This is a genomic window from Citrobacter sp. Colony219 (genome assembly GCF_019382635.1).
Taxonomy (GTDB): domain Bacteria; phylum Pseudomonadota; class Gammaproteobacteria; order Enterobacterales; family Enterobacteriaceae; genus Citrobacter; species Citrobacter youngae.
The window spans coordinates 4030629-4050431 of record NZ_CP080033.1 but is presented as its reverse complement, the minus strand read 5'-3'; the positions used below and the strand labels follow the sequence as shown (position 1 = coordinate 4050431).

At 54.1% G+C, this 19803-nt stretch carries 19 protein-coding genes; 15 read left to right on the top strand and 4 right to left on the bottom strand.

The window, feature by feature from the left end; translation table 11 throughout:
• The first annotated feature begins 5 nt into the window (after positions 1 to 5).
• From pgaB to JTI85_RS18040, 5 genes are all read left to right on the top strand, one after another.
• Positions 6 to 2027, top strand: a complete 2022-nt coding sequence (gene pgaB / locus JTI85_RS18060) for a poly-beta-1,6-N-acetyl-D-glucosamine N-deacetylase PgaB (protein WP_048213135.1) — start codon at positions 6 to 8, stop codon at positions 2025 to 2027.
• Complete coding sequence (gene pgaC, locus JTI85_RS18055) at positions 2024 to 3358, top strand: poly-beta-1,6-N-acetyl-D-glucosamine synthase (RefSeq protein WP_040232145.1); 1335 nt, start codon at positions 2024 to 2026, stop codon at positions 3356 to 3358. Before pgaB ends, pgaC begins: the two co-directional genes overlap by 4 nt.
• Entirely contained in the window at positions 3355 to 3861 is a 507-nt protein-coding gene (gene pgaD / locus JTI85_RS18050) for a poly-beta-1,6-N-acetyl-D-glucosamine biosynthesis protein PgaD (RefSeq protein ID WP_048213134.1), read from the top strand. The genes pgaC and pgaD overlap by 4 nt, the downstream gene beginning before the upstream one ends.
• Positions 3862 to 3943: 82 nt before the next feature.
• Positions 3944 to 4174, top strand: a complete 231-nt coding sequence (yjdI, locus tag JTI85_RS18045; protein ID WP_005123368.1) for a 4Fe-4S mono-cluster protein YjdI — start codon at positions 3944 to 3946, stop codon at positions 4172 to 4174.
• 11 nt (positions 4175 to 4185) lie between these two features.
• Positions 4186 to 4458 carry a GNAT family N-acetyltransferase gene (locus tag JTI85_RS18040; RefSeq protein WP_121585501.1) on the top strand — a complete coding sequence of 91 codons (273 nt, stop codon included), beginning with the start codon at positions 4186 to 4188 and terminating at the stop codon, positions 4456 to 4458.
• Between the two features lie 42 nt (positions 4459 to 4500).
• On the opposite strand, the gene JTI85_RS18035 is transcribed toward JTI85_RS18040, so the two are convergent.
• Positions 4501 to 5430 (bottom strand): LysR substrate-binding domain-containing protein, encoded by a 930-nt coding sequence (locus JTI85_RS18035; protein ID WP_005123372.1) that lies wholly within the window; start codon positions 5428 to 5430, stop codon positions 4501 to 4503.
• 392 nt (positions 5431 to 5822) lie between these two features.
• On the opposite strand from JTI85_RS18035, the gene JTI85_RS18030 reads away from it, so the two are divergent.
• The 7 genes from JTI85_RS18030 to JTI85_RS18000 all read left to right on the top strand — a co-directional run bounded on the left by JTI85_RS18030 (position 5823) and on the right by JTI85_RS18000 (position 14326).
• Entirely contained in the window at positions 5823 to 6428 is a 606-nt protein-coding gene (locus JTI85_RS18030) for an ankyrin repeat domain-containing protein (protein ID WP_048213131.1), read from the top strand.
• A 126-nt stretch (positions 6429 to 6554) separates the two neighbouring features.
• Entirely contained in the window at positions 6555 to 7343 is a 789-nt protein-coding gene (locus tag JTI85_RS18025) for a DUF2877 domain-containing protein (protein ID WP_219351840.1), read from the top strand.
• Positions 7321 to 8868, top strand: coding sequence for an acyl-CoA synthetase FdrA (fdrA, locus tag JTI85_RS18020; RefSeq protein ID WP_199945631.1), 1548 nt, complete (start codon positions 7321 to 7323; stop codon positions 8866 to 8868). The genes JTI85_RS18025 and fdrA overlap by 23 nt, the downstream gene beginning before the upstream one ends.
• Positions 8868 to 10286: a DUF1116 domain-containing protein gene (locus tag JTI85_RS18015; protein WP_219351838.1), complete on the top strand. Its 1419-nt coding sequence runs from the start codon at positions 8868 to 8870 to the stop codon at positions 10284 to 10286. The genes fdrA and JTI85_RS18015 overlap by 1 nt, the downstream gene beginning before the upstream one ends.
• A gap of 117 nt (positions 10287 to 10403) precedes the next feature.
• Positions 10404 to 11954: a xanthine permease gene (locus JTI85_RS18010; protein WP_105242191.1), complete on the top strand. Its 1551-nt coding sequence runs from the start codon at positions 10404 to 10406 to the stop codon at positions 11952 to 11954.
• Between the two features lie 26 nt (positions 11955 to 11980).
• Complete coding sequence (locus JTI85_RS18005; protein WP_219351836.1) at positions 11981 to 12931, top strand: carbamate kinase family protein; 951 nt, start codon at positions 11981 to 11983, stop codon at positions 12929 to 12931.
• 12 nt (positions 12932 to 12943) lie between these two features.
• Complete coding sequence (locus JTI85_RS18000) at positions 12944 to 14326, top strand: amidohydrolase family protein (RefSeq protein WP_115601520.1); 1383 nt, start codon at positions 12944 to 12946, stop codon at positions 14324 to 14326.
• Between the two features lie 44 nt (positions 14327 to 14370).
• On the opposite strand, the gene JTI85_RS17995 is transcribed toward JTI85_RS18000, so the two are convergent.
• Entirely contained in the window at positions 14371 to 15261 is an 891-nt protein-coding gene (locus tag JTI85_RS17995) for a nickel/cobalt efflux protein RcnA (protein WP_219351834.1), read from the bottom strand.
• 120 nt (positions 15262 to 15381) lie between these two features.
• On the opposite strand from JTI85_RS17995, the gene rcnR reads away from it, so the two are divergent.
• On the top strand, positions 15382 to 15654 hold the full coding sequence (rcnR, locus tag JTI85_RS17990; protein ID WP_003825567.1) for a Ni(II)/Co(II)-binding transcriptional repressor RcnR: 273 nt from the start codon (positions 15382 to 15384) through the stop codon (positions 15652 to 15654).
• 53 nt (positions 15655 to 15707) lie between these two features.
• Here rcnR and JTI85_RS17985 read toward each other — a convergent pair whose 3' ends face one another.
• Complete coding sequence (locus JTI85_RS17985; protein WP_219351832.1) at positions 15708 to 16937, bottom strand: amino acid permease; 1230 nt, start codon at positions 16935 to 16937, stop codon at positions 15708 to 15710.
• A gap of 142 nt (positions 16938 to 17079) precedes the next feature.
• Positions 17080 to 17535 carry a multidrug/biocide efflux PACE transporter gene (locus JTI85_RS17980; protein ID WP_048213123.1) on the bottom strand — a complete coding sequence of 152 codons (456 nt, stop codon included), beginning with the start codon at positions 17533 to 17535 and terminating at the stop codon, positions 17080 to 17082.
• Between the two features lie 101 nt (positions 17536 to 17636).
• Here JTI85_RS17980 and JTI85_RS17975 point away from each other — a divergent pair, with 101 nt between their 5' ends.
• Positions 17637 to 18521 (top strand): LysR family transcriptional regulator, encoded by an 885-nt coding sequence (locus tag JTI85_RS17975; RefSeq protein WP_219351830.1) that lies wholly within the window; start codon positions 17637 to 17639, stop codon positions 18519 to 18521.
• A gap of 102 nt (positions 18522 to 18623) precedes the next feature.
• Entirely contained in the window at positions 18624 to 19802 is a 1179-nt protein-coding gene (locus tag JTI85_RS17970) for an acetyl-CoA C-acetyltransferase (RefSeq protein WP_005123390.1), read from the top strand.
• The last annotated feature ends 1 nt before the right edge of the window (position 19803 follow it).

Here is a 19803-nt window from a genome sequence, read left to right as displayed (position 1 = left end):
TGTTCATGCTGAAAAGATGCCTATGGCTTAGCGCACTCATCGCTGGCTGGTTGATGATTACCGCGTGCAGCAGTGCGCACAATACGACGCCTCGCTACGTTCCTCCTGATGAGAGAACGCCGCTGACGGCCGATCACCCGTGGCCGAAAAATAGTTTTTTGGTTCTGGGTTATCACGATGTAGAGGATGATGCAGCCGATCAGCGCTACCTCTCTGTGCGTACCAGCGCGCTGAGCGATCAAATAGCCTGGCTCCGTGATAATGGCTATAACCCGATCAGCGTTCAGCAAATTCTGGATGCTCATGACGGTAAAATCGTGCTGCCGGAAAAAGCGGTTCTGCTCACCTTTGATGACGGGTATAGCAGTTTCTATACCCGCGTCTGGCCGCTGCTGAAAGCTTACAACTGGCCAGCCCTTTGGGCACCGGTTGGAAGCTGGGTGGATGCCCCTGCGGACAAAAAAGTCGATTTTGGTGGCCTGATGACGGCGCGCGACAAATTCGCCACCTGGAAGATGGTCGAGGAAATGGGCAAATCGCCGTTGGTGGAAATCGGCGCGCATACCTGGAACTCGCATTTCGGTGCTGAGGCGAACCCGCAGGGAAGTAAAGAACCTGCAGTGGCAAACCGTCTCTACGATAAGAAAACCGGCACTTACGAAACGGACGAGCAATACTATCGCCGTATTAATACCGATATCTCTTTGATCACCAATAAAATTAAAGCGGTAACGGGGAAATCGCCACGTGCGTGGGTATGGCCTTACGGTGCCGCCAGCGGTACGACCTTAAACCTGGCCAAAGAGCAAGGTTATAAGATGGCGTTTACGCTTAATGAAGGGCTGGCGAATGCGGCATTCCTTGATGATATCCCGCGTGTATTGATTTCTGATAACCCATCGCTCAAGCGTTTTGCCAGTCAGGTTGCTCAGGTGCGTGAACCGCAGACGATGCGCGTGATGCATGTCGATCTGGATTACGTCTATGACAAAGACCCCGCCCAGCAGAAGCGCAACATCGATAAGCTGATCCAGCGTGTCTACGACATGCGTATCTCTCATGTCTTCCTGCAGGCGTATGCCGACCCTAAAGGCGACGGGAACATTCGCGAGGTCTATTTTCCTAACCGCTGGCTGCCGATGCGCGCCGATCTGTTTAACTATATCTCCTGGCAGTTACAAACCCGTGCAGGGGTTACCGTGTACGCCTGGATGCCGGTGCTGGCTTTCGATCTGGATGCCTCAATTCCGCGTGTAACGGCATGGGATCCGAAAACCGGACGTACTGCGATCAACCGCGAGAACTATGTCCGTCTTTCACCCTGGAGCAGTGAAGCGCGTCAGCGCATTACCGAGATCTACGAAGACCTGGCGAAGCACGCCAGCTTCAAAGGCATCTTGTTCCATGACGATGCCTTCCTGACGGATTTTGAAGATGCGTCGCCGGAGGCGTTAGCCGCCTACCGTGCCGCAGGACTTCCGGGAAGCATCGAGCAAATCCGTAATAACCCTCAGGCGTTTGAGCGCTGGACGCGCCTGAAAAGTAAGATGCTGATCGACTTCACGAAGCAGTTGACGCAATCGGTACGCAATATTCGCGGTCCGCAGGTGCAAACCGCCCGTAATATCTATGCTATGCCGGTACTGGAACCGGAGAGTGAAGCCTGGTTTGCGCAAAACCTGAATGATTTCCTGAATACCTATGACTGGACGGCACCCATGGCGATGCCATTTATGGAGCAGATCCCGGCCAATGATGCTAACGCCTGGCTTGATCGACTGGTGAATGCTGTCGCACAGACGCCCGGCGCGCTGGATAAAACCGTGTTTGAACTGCAGGCACGCGACTGGCGTAAATCCGGGGAACAGGCCGAAATCAGCGGTAAACAGCTCGCCGAATGGATGCGTCAGCTTAAGTTAAGCGGCGCAGGCAACTACGGCTATTACCCGGATGATTTCATCAGCGATAAACCTGAGATGTCAGAGATTCGTTCGACGTTCTCCTCATACTGGTACCCGCAAAAATGACCGATCGCATAATTGCTTTCCTGATACTTTGCCTGATGTTCAGCCTGCCATTTGGCGTGGCTGTCGTCTTCACGGGTGAAGTGATGTTGAACTTTGTCTTCTTCTGGCCCTTGTTCATGTCTGCATTGTGGATAAGCGGCGGGGTCTATTTCTGGTTTTACCGTGAGCGTCACTGGAAATGGGGAGATGAAACGCCGCCGCCTACTTTGGAGGGAAATCCGCTGGTCTCGATTTTGATCCCGTGTTTTAACGAAGGGATCAACGCGCGCGAAACGATCGAGGCCGCACTGGCCCAGCGATATAAGAATATTGAAGTTATTGCCATCAATGATGGTTCGACGGATGACACGCACGATGTTCTGGAACAGCTGGCAACAGAGTACCCAAGCCTGCGAGTGATTCACTTAGCGGAAAACCAGGGGAAAGCCCTGGCTCTTAAGACCGGCGCAGCTGCAGCGCGCAGTGATTACCTGGTGTGCATCGATGGGGATGCGTTACTGGATCGTGATGCCGTCGCCTATATCGTGGCTCCGCTTATCCAGTTCCCGCGCGTTGGTGCGGTGACCGGTAACCCGCGTATTCGTACCCGCTCGACGTTAATTGGCCGCGTACAGGTCGGTGAGTTCTCGTCGATTATCGGCTTAATCAAGCGTACCCAGCGAGTCTACGGGCAGATATTTACCGTTTCAGGTGTCGTTGCCGCGTTTCGTCGCCGGGCGTTGGCTGAAGTTGGCTACTGGAGCCCGGACATGATCACCGAAGATATCGACATCAGTTGGAAGCTGCAATTACGCCACTGGTCGGTATTCTTTGAGCCGCGCGCGCTGTGCTGGATCCTGATGCCTGAAACATTGAAAGGACTGTGGAAACAGCGCCTGCGCTGGGCGCAAGGTGGTGCGGAGGTGTTTATCGTTAACATGCGCCGCCTGTGGTCGTGGGAATTCCGCCGTATGTGGCCGCTGTTCCTTGAGTTCTGTTTCTCTACCGCTTGGGCATTTGCGTATGCGGTTAGTATCGTGCTGTTCCTGTTAGGGCTGCTATTCCCGATGCCAGACACGCTGTATGTTCAGCATCTGTTCCCGCCAGCCTTCACTGGACTTATCCTCGGCGTGGTCTGCCTGTTGCAGTTCGCGGTGAGCCTGATGATTGAACGGCGCTATGAAAAAGGGATTGGGGCCTCATTGTTCTGGATCATCTGGTTCCCGGTGGTGTACTGGATGCTGAGTCTGTTCACCACGCTGGTGGCGTTCCCCAAAGTGATGCTCAAACGCAAACGCGGCAGGGCACGCTGGGTCAGTCCTGATCGCGGTATCGGGAGGATTGAATCATGAACCAACCGCTGATTTTTACCGAACGGCGTCTGCTGCCGCGGGTGATCGACGTCGTGTTGACGCTTATTGCCTGGATTGGGTTCTTATACCTGATTTATAAAGGGTTGATCGTCGCACTGGCGCATTCACCGCATATAGGGGTTCGCCCCTTTTTCACGACCCTGGATACGGTGACGTTTTACATTCTTATTGCCCTGGTCAATGGTCTGGTGCTAATTGGTTGGGCTAAGTACAACCAGTTTCGTTTCCGGGTGGAACGCCGCAGTCGCAGACCGGGTCTGGAAGAGCATGAGCTGGCGGAAAGTTTACGCATTACCCGCGAGCTGGTGACAGAGCTGAACAAGGCGAGGGTGCTGACGGTTCACCATCATGAAAGTGGTGAGATCAGTCATATCGATGTGGACAGGGATATCGCCGATAACCGTCTGCCGCCACCGACGCCTGCGATGCTGGAGTATTTGCCACCAGAGCAGCAGCCGTCGTGGCAGAGACGGTCTGAGTGATATTTCTGCTTTCAGCGGCTTCCTTCAGCCTCGCATCGGTCTATGATTAGACCCAGACAATAAAAAAATGTGAGGCAATGTCGTGGATAAGGAACTACTGGATGCAGGTTACCGGGCCTATACCGGCGAGAAGATTGATGTCTATTTCAACACGGGGATGTGCCAACATTCGGGTAATTGCGTACGAGGAAGCGCAAAGCTTTTTAACCTGAAGCGTAAACCGTGGATCATCCCGGATGAAGTCGATGTTGCGACGGTTATCAGGGTTATTGATACCTGTCCGAGTGGTGCACTGAAGTATCGCCAGAAATAAGTGAGGGAACCATGGAAATTCTTGCAGGCCACAACAAATTTTATGTGAACGATGCTGAAGGCAAGCAGGTCGCCGAGATTGTTTTTGTGCCGACGGGCGAGCATCTGAGCATCATTGAGCATACCGATGTCGACGCCAGTCTGAAAGGTCAGGGCGTGGGTAAGCTGCTGGTAGCGAAGGTGGTGGAGAAAATGCGCGCTGAAAACCGCAAAGTGATCCCGCTGTGTCCGTTTGCCAAACATGAGTTCGATAAAACTCGCGAGTACGACGATATTCGCGCCTGATTATCTTACACGAACCGGAACGCATCCCCGCTATCCGGCGCATCACTGCCGATGCAGCAGATCCTGATAAATCCCCGTCAGTACCCCTTGTGGCCCAAACTCTTTTTTAATCCACTGCGTTACGCGACCGGTTGCTGCGTGCTGGGTTGCCAACAGCATGCGTGAATCCTGACGCGGGTTGTGGATCTGCCGCGTGACCAGCAGCGACTTTTCCATCGCTTCGCGTACCATATAGTCCGGTAAAAAGCCGATGCCTTCACCCAGAATCTGGCACTGACACTTGGTATTAAAATCAGGAACCAGAATCGACTCCTGTCCGTGTAACAGCCAGCCGACCTTCTTGTTAATGGTGTGCGCGGTGTCTTCCACCATGATGTTCGGGTACAGGCGCAGCTGGCTCTCAGAAATAGGTTCAGGCATAAAGGCGAGCGGATGATCCGGGGCAATCGCAAACGACCAGCGGATCGCGCCAATCTCAGTGTAATCAATGCCGCCGCCGTCCAGTAACGTATCGGGCGCGCCGATAGCGATGTTGGCGAGGTTGTTGATGATCGAATCCCAGACGCCGTTATACACCTCGGTGGTGACGGTTATCTGGCAGGTCGGAAACTGCTTTTTGAGTACCTGTAACAGCCGTGCAGTATGCTGTGGGGTATACAACAGCTGGTTAATGCAAATGCGTACCCTCGCTTCAATTCCCTGGGCGATAGTATCGATGCTGCGCTTGATGGCGTGGAAGTCATTCAGCAGGTCGGTTGCTTTGCGAAAGAAGTAGCGACCGGACTCGGTGAGCTCAATGCTGCGGGTACTGCGAGTAAACAGCACCACATCGAGCCCCATCTCCATACGTTTGATGGTGTAGCTGATGGCCGACGTTGTTAAGCCAAGCTCCTCAGCGGCCTTGCTGAAACTGCTGTAGCGTGCTGCCATCGTAAAGGCCAGCAGGTTTTCCTCGGTAAAAATTGAATTCATCCGTTCTCCCCTCAGACCATGCTGCGATGTCCACGATACGATGATTGTTGAATGTATTTGTAATCCTTATCGAGAGCAATCAGTTTTGAACAGAATTTAACACTAGAGTTACATTTGATTTGAAGGCAATCACACTTCTGTATTTTAGTTGCGACCCGCTATCCGTGCTGCATACCGCCTGATTTCCCCAGGCTCTGATTCATCGCTAAAACGGCTTCCGTCATAAGGGAAAGATTGCACTACAGCACGTTTTACTCTCATTATTAAATTTGATTCAACAATCGACACGCTTACGATGAATGAAATTTAAGCGGATGTTATTCTCTAAACTCTGTTGCTATTCTCAGGTTATCGGAAATATGAAGAGTCTAAAAAACTGCAGGAGAGTGATTATGTCAGAGAAAGAACTTATTACTGAATTTCTGCTGGCGGCAGAACAGGGTAACGTCGAAGGATTAAAATCCTGTCTGGAAAAAAATGTGGATATTAATGCCACCAACCGTCAGGGCCGTACTGCCATAATTATTGCCAGCCTGAATAAGCATTACGATTGTGTTTCTTTATTGATTGCCGCCGGTGCTGATATTAATAAGCAAGATCAAACCTGCTTTAATCCATTCCTGATTAGCTGCCTGACAAATGACTTAACGCTACTGCGTTTGGTATTACCGGCTAACCCGGATCTTGAGCGTCTGAGCCGTTTTGGCGGTGTCGGTATTACGCCAGCCAGCGAAAAAGGTCATGTCGAGATCGTGCGTGAGCTGCTGCTGCATACCGATATTAATGTCAACCACACCAATTTCGTTGGCTGGACGCCGCTGCTGGAAGCTATCGTACTTAACGACGGCGGCGCGAAGCAGCAGGAGATCGTTAAGCTGCTGCTCGACCATGGCGCAAACCCGCACATGACGGATAAATACGGTAAAACCCCGCTGGAACTGGCGCGAGAGAAAGGGTACCACGAAATTGCCGAGCTGCTGATTGCGGCCGGAGCCTGACAGAGGAGCGCCGCTATCGCCACGCCATCACGGCGATGCGTACGGGCGCTAACCGCAGACAGCGCGTTTCTCGCTTTCCGGGGAACGGGGCGGGTTGAACAGGTTTTTTCCCACGCGGTAAACCTGTTGATACCTGAACAGCAGCGGCTGCTGACGTTATTGAGTGAAGATTGTGATAACGCGCCTAACAGCTGTCGGCTGGCGCTGACGCATTGTGAAGACCTGTTTCACCCCGGTGAGCTGGTCAATTTTAGCGGGTCGGGAATAGTTGTTGGCAATGATAAATGGATAGAAACCGCCGGTTGCCTGCTGTGGCGAATACCACGGTGGACATCTGATGCAGCAAGTCTTGCCGCAGTCGGCTGGCAGCATTGGGAAGAGGTTATCCGCCAACAGCTAAGAAACGACGACACATTATTTCTGTATCAGGGTGACAATCCGTTTTTTCAGGAAATCACCCGTCAATTACGCAACCGCCGACAAACATTACTGACGGCGTTGCGTACTGGAGAAAATATCTCTACAGCGGTCAGCCATTTAATTGGTCTGGGGATTGGGCTGACGCCATCATCGGATGATTATTTAGTTGGTCTAAGTACCATCTTATTTATTCCAGGACACCCGCTGGGAAAATATCGTGAAGATTTTTTAGCAGCTTTACAATGTGCCGGAAATAATACGACGCTACTCAGCAAAATAACAGTAGAGGAAGCTTTTCATCAGCGCTATCGGGAAAGTGTCGCACGGCTGCTGAACCAATTTATTACTGAGCAACAACCCGTTTCTACACAATATATTACTGACATTAAAAATATTGGCTCAAGTTCTGGCTGCGACATGCTGTACGGCATGGCGGATGCCTGCGCCCTGAGCCACAGGTCCGGAGGGAATTATGTCGATCAGGATAGTTGTTAAAAAGAACACGTATTTTGATTCTGTCTCACTGATGTCTATCTCCACGCGCGCAAATAAGCTCGACGGCGTTGAGCAGGCGTTCGTGGCTATGGCGACAGAAATGAATAAGGGCGTGCTGAAGAATCTCGGCCTGCTCACGCCTGAACTGGAAGAGGCGAAAAGTGGCGATCTGATGATTGTCATTAAAGGCGCCAGCGAAGCGGCGAACGAGCAGACGCTGGTGGCGATTGAGGATCTGTTCACGCATAAAGAGCAGGGCGGCCAGCATGAAGCGCGCTACGCTACGCTCGCCAGCGCGAAGAAACATGTTCCTGACAGCAACCTGGCGGTGATCTCGGTTAACGGTCTGTTTGCCGCGCGTGAGGCACGTCAGGCGCTGCAAAACAACCTCAACGTGATGTTGTTCTCTGACAACGTCTCTCTTGAAGACGAGCTGACGCTTAAGCAACTGGCGCACGAAAAAGGGCTGTTGATGATGGGGCCAGACTGCGGAACCGCCATCATTAACGGCGCGGCGCTGTGTTTTGGCAACGCAGTGCGTCGCGGCAACATCGGAATTATTGGTGCGTCCGGTACCGGTAGCCAGGAGCTGAGCGTACGTATTCACGAGTTTGGCGGCGGAATTTCCCAACTGATTGGCACCGGTGGACGCGATCTGAGTGAGAAGATTGGCGGCCTGATGATGCTTGACGCGATTGGCATGCTGGAGGCCGATCCGCAAACTGAGATCATTGCACTGATCTCCAAACCGCCTGCGCCTGCGGTGGCCCGCAAGGTACTGGAACGCGCACGAGCCTGCCGCAAACCGGTCGTGGTGTGTTTCCTTGGACGTGATGCCGCGCCTGCGGATGAAAAAGGCCTGCAGTTTGCCCGCGGTACTAAAGAGGCGGCGTTGAAAGCGGTACTGCTGACAGGCGTGAAAAAAGAGAGCCTGGATCTTCATCCGCTCAACTGGCCGCTGATTGAAGAGGTTCGCGCCCGTCTGACCCCGCAACAAAAGTATATTCGTGGGCTGTTCTGCGGCGGCACGCTGTGCGATGAAGCGATGTTTGCCGCCATGGAAAAACATGCTGAAGTGTACAGCAACATTCATCCGGACCCGGCATTCCGCCTCACGGATCTCAATCGCAGCGTCGCGCATACCTTCCTTGATTTCGGTGATGATGATTTCACCAACGGTAAACCGCACCCGATGATCGATCCCACCAACCGTATTAGTCGTCTGTTGCAGGAAGCGCGCGATCCTGAAGTTGGCGTGATCGTGATGGATTTCGTGCTTGGCTTTGGATCGCATGAAGATCCGGTTGGCGTAATGCTCGATGCGATCGTTGAAGCCAAAGCGATCGCCGCCGCAGACGGTCGTCCGCTTGAGATCCTCGGCTATGTGCTGGGAACCGATCTTGATACGCCATCGCTGGAAAAACAGTGTCAGATGCTGACTGATGCTGGTGTTATCTGGGCGAGCAGTAGCACCAACACCGGATTGCTGGCGCGTGAATTTATCTGTAAAGGGGAGGAAGCCTGATGAGCCAGACGCTGTTTAACCAGCCGCTGAATGTGATTAACGTCGGTATCGCGATGTTCAGCGATGACCTGAAAAAGCAGAACGTTCCCGTGACCCAGCTCGACTGGACGCCGCCGGGCCAGGGCAACATGCAGGTGGTTGCGGCACTGGACGAGATTGCCGATTCGCCGCTGGCAGACAAGATCGCTGCCGCTAACCAGCAGGCGCTGGAACGTATTATCCAGTCGCATCCGGTGCTGATTGGCTATGACCAGGCAATCAATGTCGTGCCGGGGATGACCCGCAACACCATCCTGCACGCTGGACCGCCAATCCGCTGGGAAAAAATGTGCGGCGCAATGAAGGGCGCAGTCACCGGTGCGCTGGTGTTTGAAGGGCTGGCGAAAGATCTGGATGAAGCCGCCGAACTGGCCGCCTCGGGCGAAATTATCTTCTCTCCGTGCCACGAGCATGACTGCGTTGGCTCGATGGCGGGTGTGACGTCAGCATCCATGTTTATGCACATCGTTGAGAACAAAACCTACGGCAACCGCGCATATACCAATATGAGCGAGCAGATGGCGAAGATCCTGCGCATGGGGGCGAACGATCAGAGCGTTATTGATCGTCTGAACTGGATGCGTGATGTGCTGGGCCCAATGCTGCGCGATGCCATGAAGCTGGCGGGAGAAATAGACTTGCGCCTGATGCTGGCGCAGGCGCTGCACATGGGCGATGAGTGTCATAACCGCAATAACGCCGGGACGGCGCTGCTGATTCAGGCGCTGACGCCGTGGATCATTCAGACCGGTTATCCGGTTGAGCAGCAGCGTGAGGTGTTCGAATTCGTCCTCAGCAGCGATTACTTCTCCGGGCCGACCTGGATGGCGATGTGTAAAGCCGCAATGGACGCCGCCCACGGTATTGAATACAGCACCGTGGTGACGACGATGGCGCGAAACGGTGTTGAGTTCGGTCTGCGCATCAGCGGCTTACCGGGTCAGTGGTTTACCGGTCCGGCGCAGCAGGTGATTGGCCCGATGTTTGCGGGCTACAAGCCGGAAGATTCCGGACGTGATATTGGCGATAGCGCGATTACCGAAACCTACGGCATTGGCGGTTTCGCTATGGCGACGGCGCCGGCCATCGTGGCACTGGTGGGCGGTACGGTCGAAGAGGCCGTTGATTTCTCGCGCCAGATGCGTGAAATCACTCTCGGCGAAAACCCCAACGTCACCATTCCGCTGCTTGGTTTTATGGGCGTACCGACCGCTATCGATATTACGCGCGTGGGCAGCACCGGCATTCTGCCGGTGATCAACACCGCAATTGCGCACAAAGACGCGGGGATCGGCATGATCGGTGCCGGAATAGTCCACCCGCCGTTCGCCTGTTTTGAAAAGGCGATCCTCAACTGGCGCGAGCGCTACTGCCAATAACAACAACCGGGGCTAACGTGGTTAGCCCCACAGTAGCGAAGCGAAAAACGTTGCTTACCTGCAGGGCTGGGCGATCTTCGCGATCGCAAACGATGCTTAACCTGTTAAGGATATTCCATGAACAGCATAAAACTAGAATGGAAACGTGGTGACTGGGCAGCTTACTTTGGGCTGATGACCAACAACCTGACTAACCTGCTGACAATGATGGGGCTGCTCATTTTTGTCGTCGGGATCCCTACCGAAATTGTCTATGGTCGCATTGCGCCTGCCTTTGGTCTGGCGGTGCTGGTGGCCAGCGTCTGCTACGCCTGGTTTGGCCTGCAGATGGCAAAGCACACCGGGCGTAAAGACGTGACGGCGCTGCCGTCCGGACCGAGCGCACCGTCAATCTTTACCGTCACCTTCCTGGTACTGATGCCGGTTTATCAGCAAACCAAAGATGCCAACTTTGCTATCCAGATAGCGCTGGTATGGTGCTTTGTCGAAGCGTTGATCCTGGTGGGCGGCTCCTTCCTGGGCGAAACCATCCGCAAGATGATCCCACGTACGGTACTGCTTTCTTGTCTGTCCGGCCTGGGACTGTTGCTGCTGGCGATGAACCCGATGCTGCAGGCATTCGAAGCGCCGACCGTCTCTTTCATCGTCCTGTTGCTGATCTTCATTAACTGGTTCGGTAAGAAGCCGATTTTTGCCCGTATTCCTACCGGTTTGCTGCTGCTGATTGCCGGTACGGCCCTGGCGTGGATCTCCGGTTTACAAAGCCCGGAAGCCATTAAAGCGTCGATGTCTTCCTTTGGCTTCAACCCGCCGGAAATTCATGTCGACAGCTTCCTGCAAGGTTTGCCGCACGCGCTGCCGTATCTGGCTTCTGCGGTTCCTCTGGGTCTGGCGAACTACATTTTCGACCTTGAGAACATTGAAAGTGCGCACGCGGCGGGGGATGAGTACAACACCCGTAAGGTGATGATGGCGAATGGCTTTGCCTCCATGCTCGGCTGCATGCTGGGCAATCCGTTCCCGGTGACCGTGTATGTTGGGCATGCGGGCTGGAAAGCGATGGGCGCCAGCATCGGCTATACCCTCGCTTCAGGCATCACCATGTTCCTGGTACCGCTGTTTGGGCTGGGCGCGTTTATGCTCGCCATTATTCCGATGACTGCGATAGTGCCGATTCTGGTGTTTATCGGCGTGGTGACCGCCAACCAGGTGGTACGAGAAACACCCAAAGTAGAGGTTCCCGTCATCTTCATCTGTCTGTTCCCGTGGATTGCCAACTGGGCATTGACCATCGTTAACAGCGTGATGGGCGCCGCCGGAACCTCTGCGGGGAAACTGGGCAGTGACTTGCTGCACAGCAAAGGCGTCTATTACGACGGACTGGTGCATCTGGGAAGCGGCGCGCCGCTGGCCAGCATGCTGTGGGGCTGTGTCGCTATCTTCGCCATTATGAATAAGCCGTTACGCGGGGCGATTGCCGCAGCCTTTGGGGCACTGCTGTCACTGTTTGGCGTGATCCACTCCCCGGCAGTTGGCTTTGCTGAGGGCAGCTCGATGATGTTTGTTGTGGCCTACCTGATGATGAGCGGCATGTTTGTCGTCAAACATATTCTCGACAGTCGTGAAGCGGCTACTGCGCCTGAGCAGGAACCGACGAAAACAACCTGAATCGCCTGCAAGCGGAAGAAAATACGATGAAAGAACTTGTGGTCGTTGCCATTGGCGGCAACAGCATTATCAAAGATAACGCCAGCCAGTCGATTGAGCACCAGGCTGAAGCGGTGAAGGCGGTGGCGGACACGGTGCTGGAGATGTTGGCATCGGACTACAACATTGTGCTGACACACGGTAACGGGCCGCAGGTGGGGCTGGATCTCCGGCGTGCTGAAATCGCGCACGAACGCGAAGGTTTGCCGCTTACCCCGCTGGCAAACTGCGTTGCCGATACTCAGGGCGGTATCGGTTATCTGATCCAACAGGCGCTGAATAACCGTCTGGCGAGGCGCGGTGAGCAGAAGGCAGTGACGGTGGTCACGCAGGTGGAGGTCGACAAAAACGATCCGGGCTTCGCTAATCCGACCAAGCCTATCGGGGCGTTCTTTAGCGAAGCGCAGCGCGATGAGCTGCTGCGGGTCAATCCGGGCTGGCGCTTTGTCGAGGATTCGGGGCGCGGCTACCGGCGGGTTGTGGCTTCCCCTGAACCCAAACGCATTGTTGAAGCAGAGGCCATCAAAACGCTGACCCAGCAGGGGTTTGTGGTGATTGGTGCGGGTGGCGGCGGCATCCCGGTGGTGCGTAGCGATCACGGGGATTATCACAGCGTGGATGCGGTGATTGATAAAGATCTCTCCACGGCGTTGTTGGCGCAGGAGATCCGCGCCGACATTCTGGTGATCACCACCGGCGTAGAGAAAGTGTGTATTCACTTCGGCAAACCCAACCAGCAGGCGCTGGATACGGTGGATATTGCGACAATGACCCGCTACATGCAGGAAGGTCACTTCCCGCAGGGCAGTATGTTACCCAAAATCGTTGCCAGCCTGACGTTCCTTGCGCGTGGCGGTAAGCGGGTAATCATCACCACGCCGGAATGCCTGCCCGCCGCACTGCGCGGTGAAACGGGCACCCATATTGTCCATTCCTGAGAGGAGATGCGAATGAAGGAAAGTAACAGCCGCCGTGAATTTTTAAGCCAGAGCGGAAAAATGGTCACTGCTGCCGCGCTGTTTGGCGCAGTGGCTCCGGTCACGTATGCTGCTAATCCTGTCGGGAACACCTGCGGGTCGAAGAGCACAATGACGATTAACGATAAGCACTATTACCTGGATAACGTCCTGCTGGAAGCGGGGTTTGATTACGAAAACTCGGTGGTGGTACATACCCGTACCGCGCTGCAAACCGTTGAAATCCAGGACGGGAAAATTGTTGCGCTGCGCGAGAATAAGCAGCATCCGGATGCGGCGCTGCCGCACTACGATGCGGGTGGAAAGCTGATGCTGCCCGCCATGCGCGACATGCATATCCATCTGGATAAAACCTTTTACGGCGGTCCCTGGCGTTCGCTGAACCGTCCGGCGGGCACCACCATTCAGGATATGATCCGCCTGGAGCAAAAGCTGCTGCCTGAACTCCAGCCTTATACCCAGGAGCGGGCGGAAAAGCTTATCGATCTGCTGCAATCAAAAGGCACCTCGATTGCCCGCAGTCATTGCAATATCGAACCGGTTTCCGGACTGAAAAACCTGGAGAACCTGCAGGCGGTGCTGGCGCGTCGCCAGCCGGGTTTTGCCTGCGAAATCGTGGCGTTTCCGCAGCATGGCCTGCTGTTATCAAAATCTGAACCGTTAATGCGTGAAGCGATGCAGGCGGGAGCGCAGTATGTCGGCGGTCTGGACCCAACCAGCGTCGACGGCGCGATGGAAAAATCACTCGATACCATGTTCCAGATTGCGCTCGATTACAACAAAGGCGTGGATATCCATCTGCATGAAACCAGTCCGGCGGGCGTGGCGGCGGTGAATTACATGGTAGAAACGGTGGAGAAAACCCCGCAGTTGAAGGGAAAACTGACCATCAGCCATGCATTTGCGCTGTCTACGCTGAACGAGCAGCAGGTGGATGAACTGGCAGCCCGCATGGCGGCGCAGCAAATTACCATTGCCTCGACGGTGCCGATTGGCACGATGCACATGCCGCTAAAACAGCTGCGCGACAAAGGCGTGGAAGTGATTACCGGCACCGACAGCGTGATTGACCACTGGTCGCCGTACGGCCTGGGAGACATGCTGGAGAAGGCGAATCTGTACGCGCAGCTCTATATTCGCCCGAATGAACTCAACCTGTCGCGGGCGCTGTTTCTCGCTACCGGTGATGTGCTGCCGCTTAACGATAAAGGTGAGCGCGTCTGGCCGAAAGCGCAGGATGAAGCCAGCTTTGTGCTGGTGGATGCCTCCTGCTCGGCGGAAGCGGTCGCGCGAATCTCCCCACGCACTGCGACCTTCCATAAAGGGCAACTGGTGTGGGGGAATGTCGCAAGCTAGCCTGGTTCTACGCGCAGCGGCTATCGCTGCTGCGCTCCCATATATTAACCGACGATCCCCATATAGCCGTGAATCCCCATATATACGCCGACCATCGCGATGAGCACGCTGGAAAAATAGGGCGCTTTGCGTGCCAGCGTGTTAAATCCGCTCCAGCGTTTGGCCGCCTGCTGCACGCTGATTGCCGCGCCCACGCCCACCGTTACCAGCGTTATCGCCAGCCCGAGGCTAAAGCACAGCACCATCGTTGCCCCCAGCGTAAAGGCTTTGAGCTGGATACAAATCAGCAGTACCGTAATGGCCGCAGGACACGGGATTAACCCGCCGGTCAGGCCAAACAATAAAATTTGGCCGTTGGTGACCTCTTTGCCCGCAAAGCGGCGCTGAATATCGGTGGCATGCGCCCGTTCGTGGGCGTCCTGATACTCTTTCGAACTTTCGCTCAGCCCTGCTAACGCGGCATGGTTATGATCGTGGTCATGGTCATGATGATGATCGTCATCGTGATCATGATGATGGTGGTGATGGTCGTCATGATCATGGTGGTGGTGATGCCCGTGATCGTGGTCGTGATGCGTCTGGGCCAGCCAGTTCTGCTCTCCCTGCCAGGTTCGCCAGAACATCCAGAATGCGGTCCCGAGAATAATTATCGCCGAGACAAACTGCAGCCAGGGCTCCACGGCCTGGGCTGTAAACGCTTTGCTGATATACATCCCGCCGAGCGCAATCAACCACACCACAGCGGTATGCGACAGGGTAGCCGCCAGCCCCAGCATCACCGCCTGCTTGATAGTCCCCTTTATGGCGATAATAAAGGCCGCCATCATTGTCTTGGAATGCCCCGGTTCCAGACCGTGCAACACACCTAATAGAATCGCGCTGGGAATGAAAAACCAGGCGTTGCCTTGCTGAAGAAGCGTCGAAAACTCACCCATGAGAATGATTCTTAGTTGTTTTGTTTCACCGGATTCTACTCCCCCCCAGTATTAAATACTACCCCCCAGTAGAATGACGATGGTATTGTCGCTACAGACAGACGTTAAAAAGGTATTGCAATGTCACATACGATCCGCGACAAACAGAAGCTGAAAGCCCGAACCAGTAAGATTCAGGGCCAGGTAGCGGCGTTGAAAACCATGCTGGATGAACCGCATGAATGCGCGGCGGTATTGCAGCAAATAGCGGCGATCCGCGGGGCGGTAAATGGATTAATGCGCGAAGTGATTAAAGGTCATCTGACCGAGCACATTGTGCATCAGGGCGATGAAATAAAGCGTGAAGAGGATTTGGACGTTGTCCTGAAGGTACTGGATTCGTACATTAAGTAAGTTAGTTTAACGGCTCATCCACGCACTGATGAATGAGCCGTTGATAACGTCATTTAGCCAAAAAACATCACGGATACGCACAACAGACCGACAATCAACGTTATCAGGTTACCCACTGAACGGTACGGCTTCAGCGCCGGGATCAGATAGGTCGATAATGTCGGCATGATGAACAGAATCATGGCAATCAGCGGCCCACTGATCGCGTAAATCATTGAAATGGCATTAGGGTTAATGCAGCAGATGATAAACGTGATAGCCGAGACCAACATAATGGACAGGGCGCGGTTAAAGGCCCGGCTTTTCTTCACTCCCACCTGATGCAACGATGTTTTTACTACCTCCGTTGCCCCTTCAATCACGCCAAAGTAGGTGCCAAGGAACGATTTTGACATCGCTACGACGGCAACGATGATCCCGGAAATCGACAGCCATGCCGGTGCGTTAGGCATCATCGACAGCGCGGAAAGAATGGTCACACCTTCATTTTTCGCGTCTTCGATATAGTTTGTCGGAATCGAAAGCAAACAGCTGAAGACGAAAAACAGTACGCTCAGGCAGATGATAACGTAGGCTACCTTCATGATTTTTTTGCATTTACCCATGGCCTGCTCGCCGTATTTCTCTCTTCTGTCGATGGCGAACGTAGAGATAATTGGCGTATGGCTAAAAGCGAAAACCATCACGGGAATAGATATCCAAACCTGATGAAGCGTGTGCTGATCGAAAGACATCTGGCCTGTGAGTAGCGTTGGCTGCCAGCTTCCGGTCAGGTAGAGCGAAAGGAACAAAAAGTACGCGATGAGCGGGAATACCAAAAAGCCCATCACCCGAATAGTGGCTTGTCGGCCCATCAGAAAAATCAGGTTCAGCACCAGCACCACCCCAAGGCTGACCAGCATGCGGATCCGAAGATCGATCGCGATATGTTTTGCCAACTGTTCGGTGAGTGAATTGGTTATCGCCACGGCGTAGATCAGCACCACCACAAAGAAGGCAATAAAATAAAGCGTCGTGATCAGGCTGCCTATCTTCTTGCCATAGTAGTGGGTGACCGCGCCGGTGATCCCTTCACCTGCAGAGGTTTTTGACGACAGAATAAACTGGCACAGCGCCTTGTGCGGCCAGTAGGTTAAAGGCCAGGCGACGAGTGCGGTGATAAACAGTACCACCGCGCCTGCAGAACCCAGCTGTATGGGAAGGAAGAGGGTTCCTGCGCCGACGGCAGTCCCATATAGTGCGAAGCTCCAGAGAGTCTCTTCTTTTGACCAAAATTTCGACATTATTTGAACGTATCAACTATAAAATAAACAAAAAGAAGCGCAATTTACCACAAATGAGAGGCGCTGGGGGAGGTGTGAACAAGTGGGCTGGTGAATGGATGAATAGCCGGAATTGAGAAAATTCCGGCTATTGTTTGAATTATCAGGCAGTAACGCGCTGCTGGCGACGCTTCATAACACGCTCGCGTAACGTGTCATATGCCCAGTTATAGAACATGGTGTACGGCAGGAAGAACAGGAAGAAACCTATTTCCAACGTGAATGCCTGAAACAGGCTGACGTTCAGCACATACGCCACGATGCTCACCCCGATCACAATAAAACCACTCTCAAAACCTAACGCGTGGAATGCGCGTACTTTAGCCGTACGTTTCACCAGATGTGACGGCCATAAGCGGTCAAACAGGGCGTTATATATGATATTCCAGATCATTGCTGTCGTTGCCAGCAGAATGGTCAGCCCGCCCATTTCCAGTACCGAGCGCTGCATCAACCATGCGGTGGTTGGTGCGAGAACAGCGGTGGCAATGCCTTCAAAGCAGACGGCATGAAAAATGCGCTCCATTAACGAGCGACGTTGGACTGTATCGTGTTGCATAACCTAAAACCTTCTTTGATGCCCGGATAACGGAATGGTGGCAATTTTATCGTTTTATGTGATATCTAAAAGATAGTATCCATCGATAAAGTAGATAGTTCATGCGTTACTCTCCTGAAGCGTTAACGGCATTTGTAGAGACCGTTTCCTGCGGCTCATTTTCTGCTGCGGCCCGGCGGCTGCGCAAAAGCCAGTCCACCATCAGTACGGCCATTGCGCATCTGGAAGCCGACCTTGGTTTTGCGCTGTTTGACCGTTCATCACGCCAGCCAACGCTGACCGAAGAAGGTAAGCGGGTGCTGGGTTATGTGCAGGCCATTCTGTCAGCGAGCGATCGTCTGGACGAAGCGGCGATTTCGCTGTCGGGTGAAACGGAAGCGCGTTTGACCTTCGTGTTGTCAGATACGCTGCATCCGGATGTGCTGGAAGAACTGATGGTGCAGTTTGACCGTAAGTTTCCCCATACCGAGTTTGAATGTCTGATTGGTGAAGACGAGGACGTGATCGATCTGCTGCAAAAAGGACGTGCTCAGGTGGGGTTGATCGAAGCGCGGGAGGATTACCCGACCGACATGGGCGTCACGCGCCTGCCGATGCAAACCTGGATGGGATTATATGTTGCGGCTTCGCATCCGCTGGCGGCGCAGGAAAAACTGCAGTGGGAACAGCTGCATACCTGGCGCGAGCTGCGTCTGAACACCTATCTGGAAAGCCGTACCAACGTGGCGCGCGGCCCTGTGTGGTCTGCTCCCAACTATTTGTTGCTGCTGAGTATGGCGGTTCAGGGATTCGGCTGGTGCGCGCTGCCTTGCGCGCTGGTAGAAGAATTTGCCGCAGAAAAGCCGCTGGTTCCATTGACGCTGCCCGGTTGGCCAAAGGCTATCTCTATCGATCTGTTGTGGAATAAGAAATCCCTGCCAGGCGTGGCGGGAAGTTGGTTGCGCGACCATTTACAGCAGAGTGGCGTTCAGATGACCAATAAATGATACGAATTTCCTTTGTGATAAAAATCACCGTTTTTAAACAACCTTGATAACTCTTTTTAACAATCATCTACTATTGCGGTGTTATTTTGCGCTGAGGTGGTGATGAAAGAGGTTGTGATAGTCGGGGCGTTAAGGACACCGATTGGCTGCTTCCAGGGGACGCTGGCGCGCCACTCTGCCGTTGAATTAGGTAGCATGGTGGTCAGGGCGTTACTGGAACGCACGGGCGTGGACGTTCATGCTGTGGATGAAGTGATCCTCGGTCAGGTGCTTACCGCAGGTGCCGGGCAGAATCCGGCGCGTCAGTCTGCCATCAATGGTGGGCTACCCAATACCGTTTCCGCCATCACCATTAACGATGTCTGTGGTTCGGGCCTGAAAGCGCTGCATCTGGCGACCCAGGCTATCCAGTGCGGCGAAGCCGACATTGTGATTGCGGGCGGGCAAGAGAATATGAGCCGTGCCCCGCATGTCCTTACCGATAGCCGCACCGGTGCACAGCTGGGGAACAGCCAACTGGTCGACAGCCTGGTACATGACGGTCTGTGGGATGCCTTCAACGATTATCACATGGGCGTTACCGCGGAAAACCTGGCACGGGAATATGGTATCAGCCGCGAATTACAGGACGCCTACGCGCTTCATTCGCAGCACAAAGCGCGGATGGCAATTGATGCCGGGCGCTTTAAAGATGAGATCGTGCCGGTAGTGACCCAGCGTAACGGGCAATCCTTTGTGGTGGATACCGACGAGCAGCCGCGCACCGATGCCAGCGCCGAAGGGCTGGCGCGTCTGGATCCTACCTTCGACAGACTCGGTTCGGTCACGGCGGGCAACGCGTCATCTATCAATGATGGCGCTGCCGCGGTGATGATGATGAGCGAAGCCAAAGCGCAGGCGCTGAATTTACCCATACTGGCGCGCATTCGCGCCTTTGCCAGCGTCGGTGTCGATCCTGCGCTCATGGGGATAGCTCCGGTATACGCGACGCGTCGCTGCCTTGAGCGCGTCGGCTGGCAACTGGCGGATGTCGATTTGATTGAAGCCAATGAAGCCTTCGCCGCGCAGGCATTATCCGTTGGGAAAATGCTGGAATGGGACGAGCGTCGGGTGAATGTGAACGGCGGAGCCATTGCGCTCGGTCATCCGATTGGCGCATCAGGCTGCCGGATTCTGGTTTCACTGGTACATGAAATGGTGAAGCGTCGGGCGCATAAAGGGCTGGCAACGTTATGTATCGGCGGCGGCCAGGGGGTGGCACTCGCTATCGAACGAGATTAAC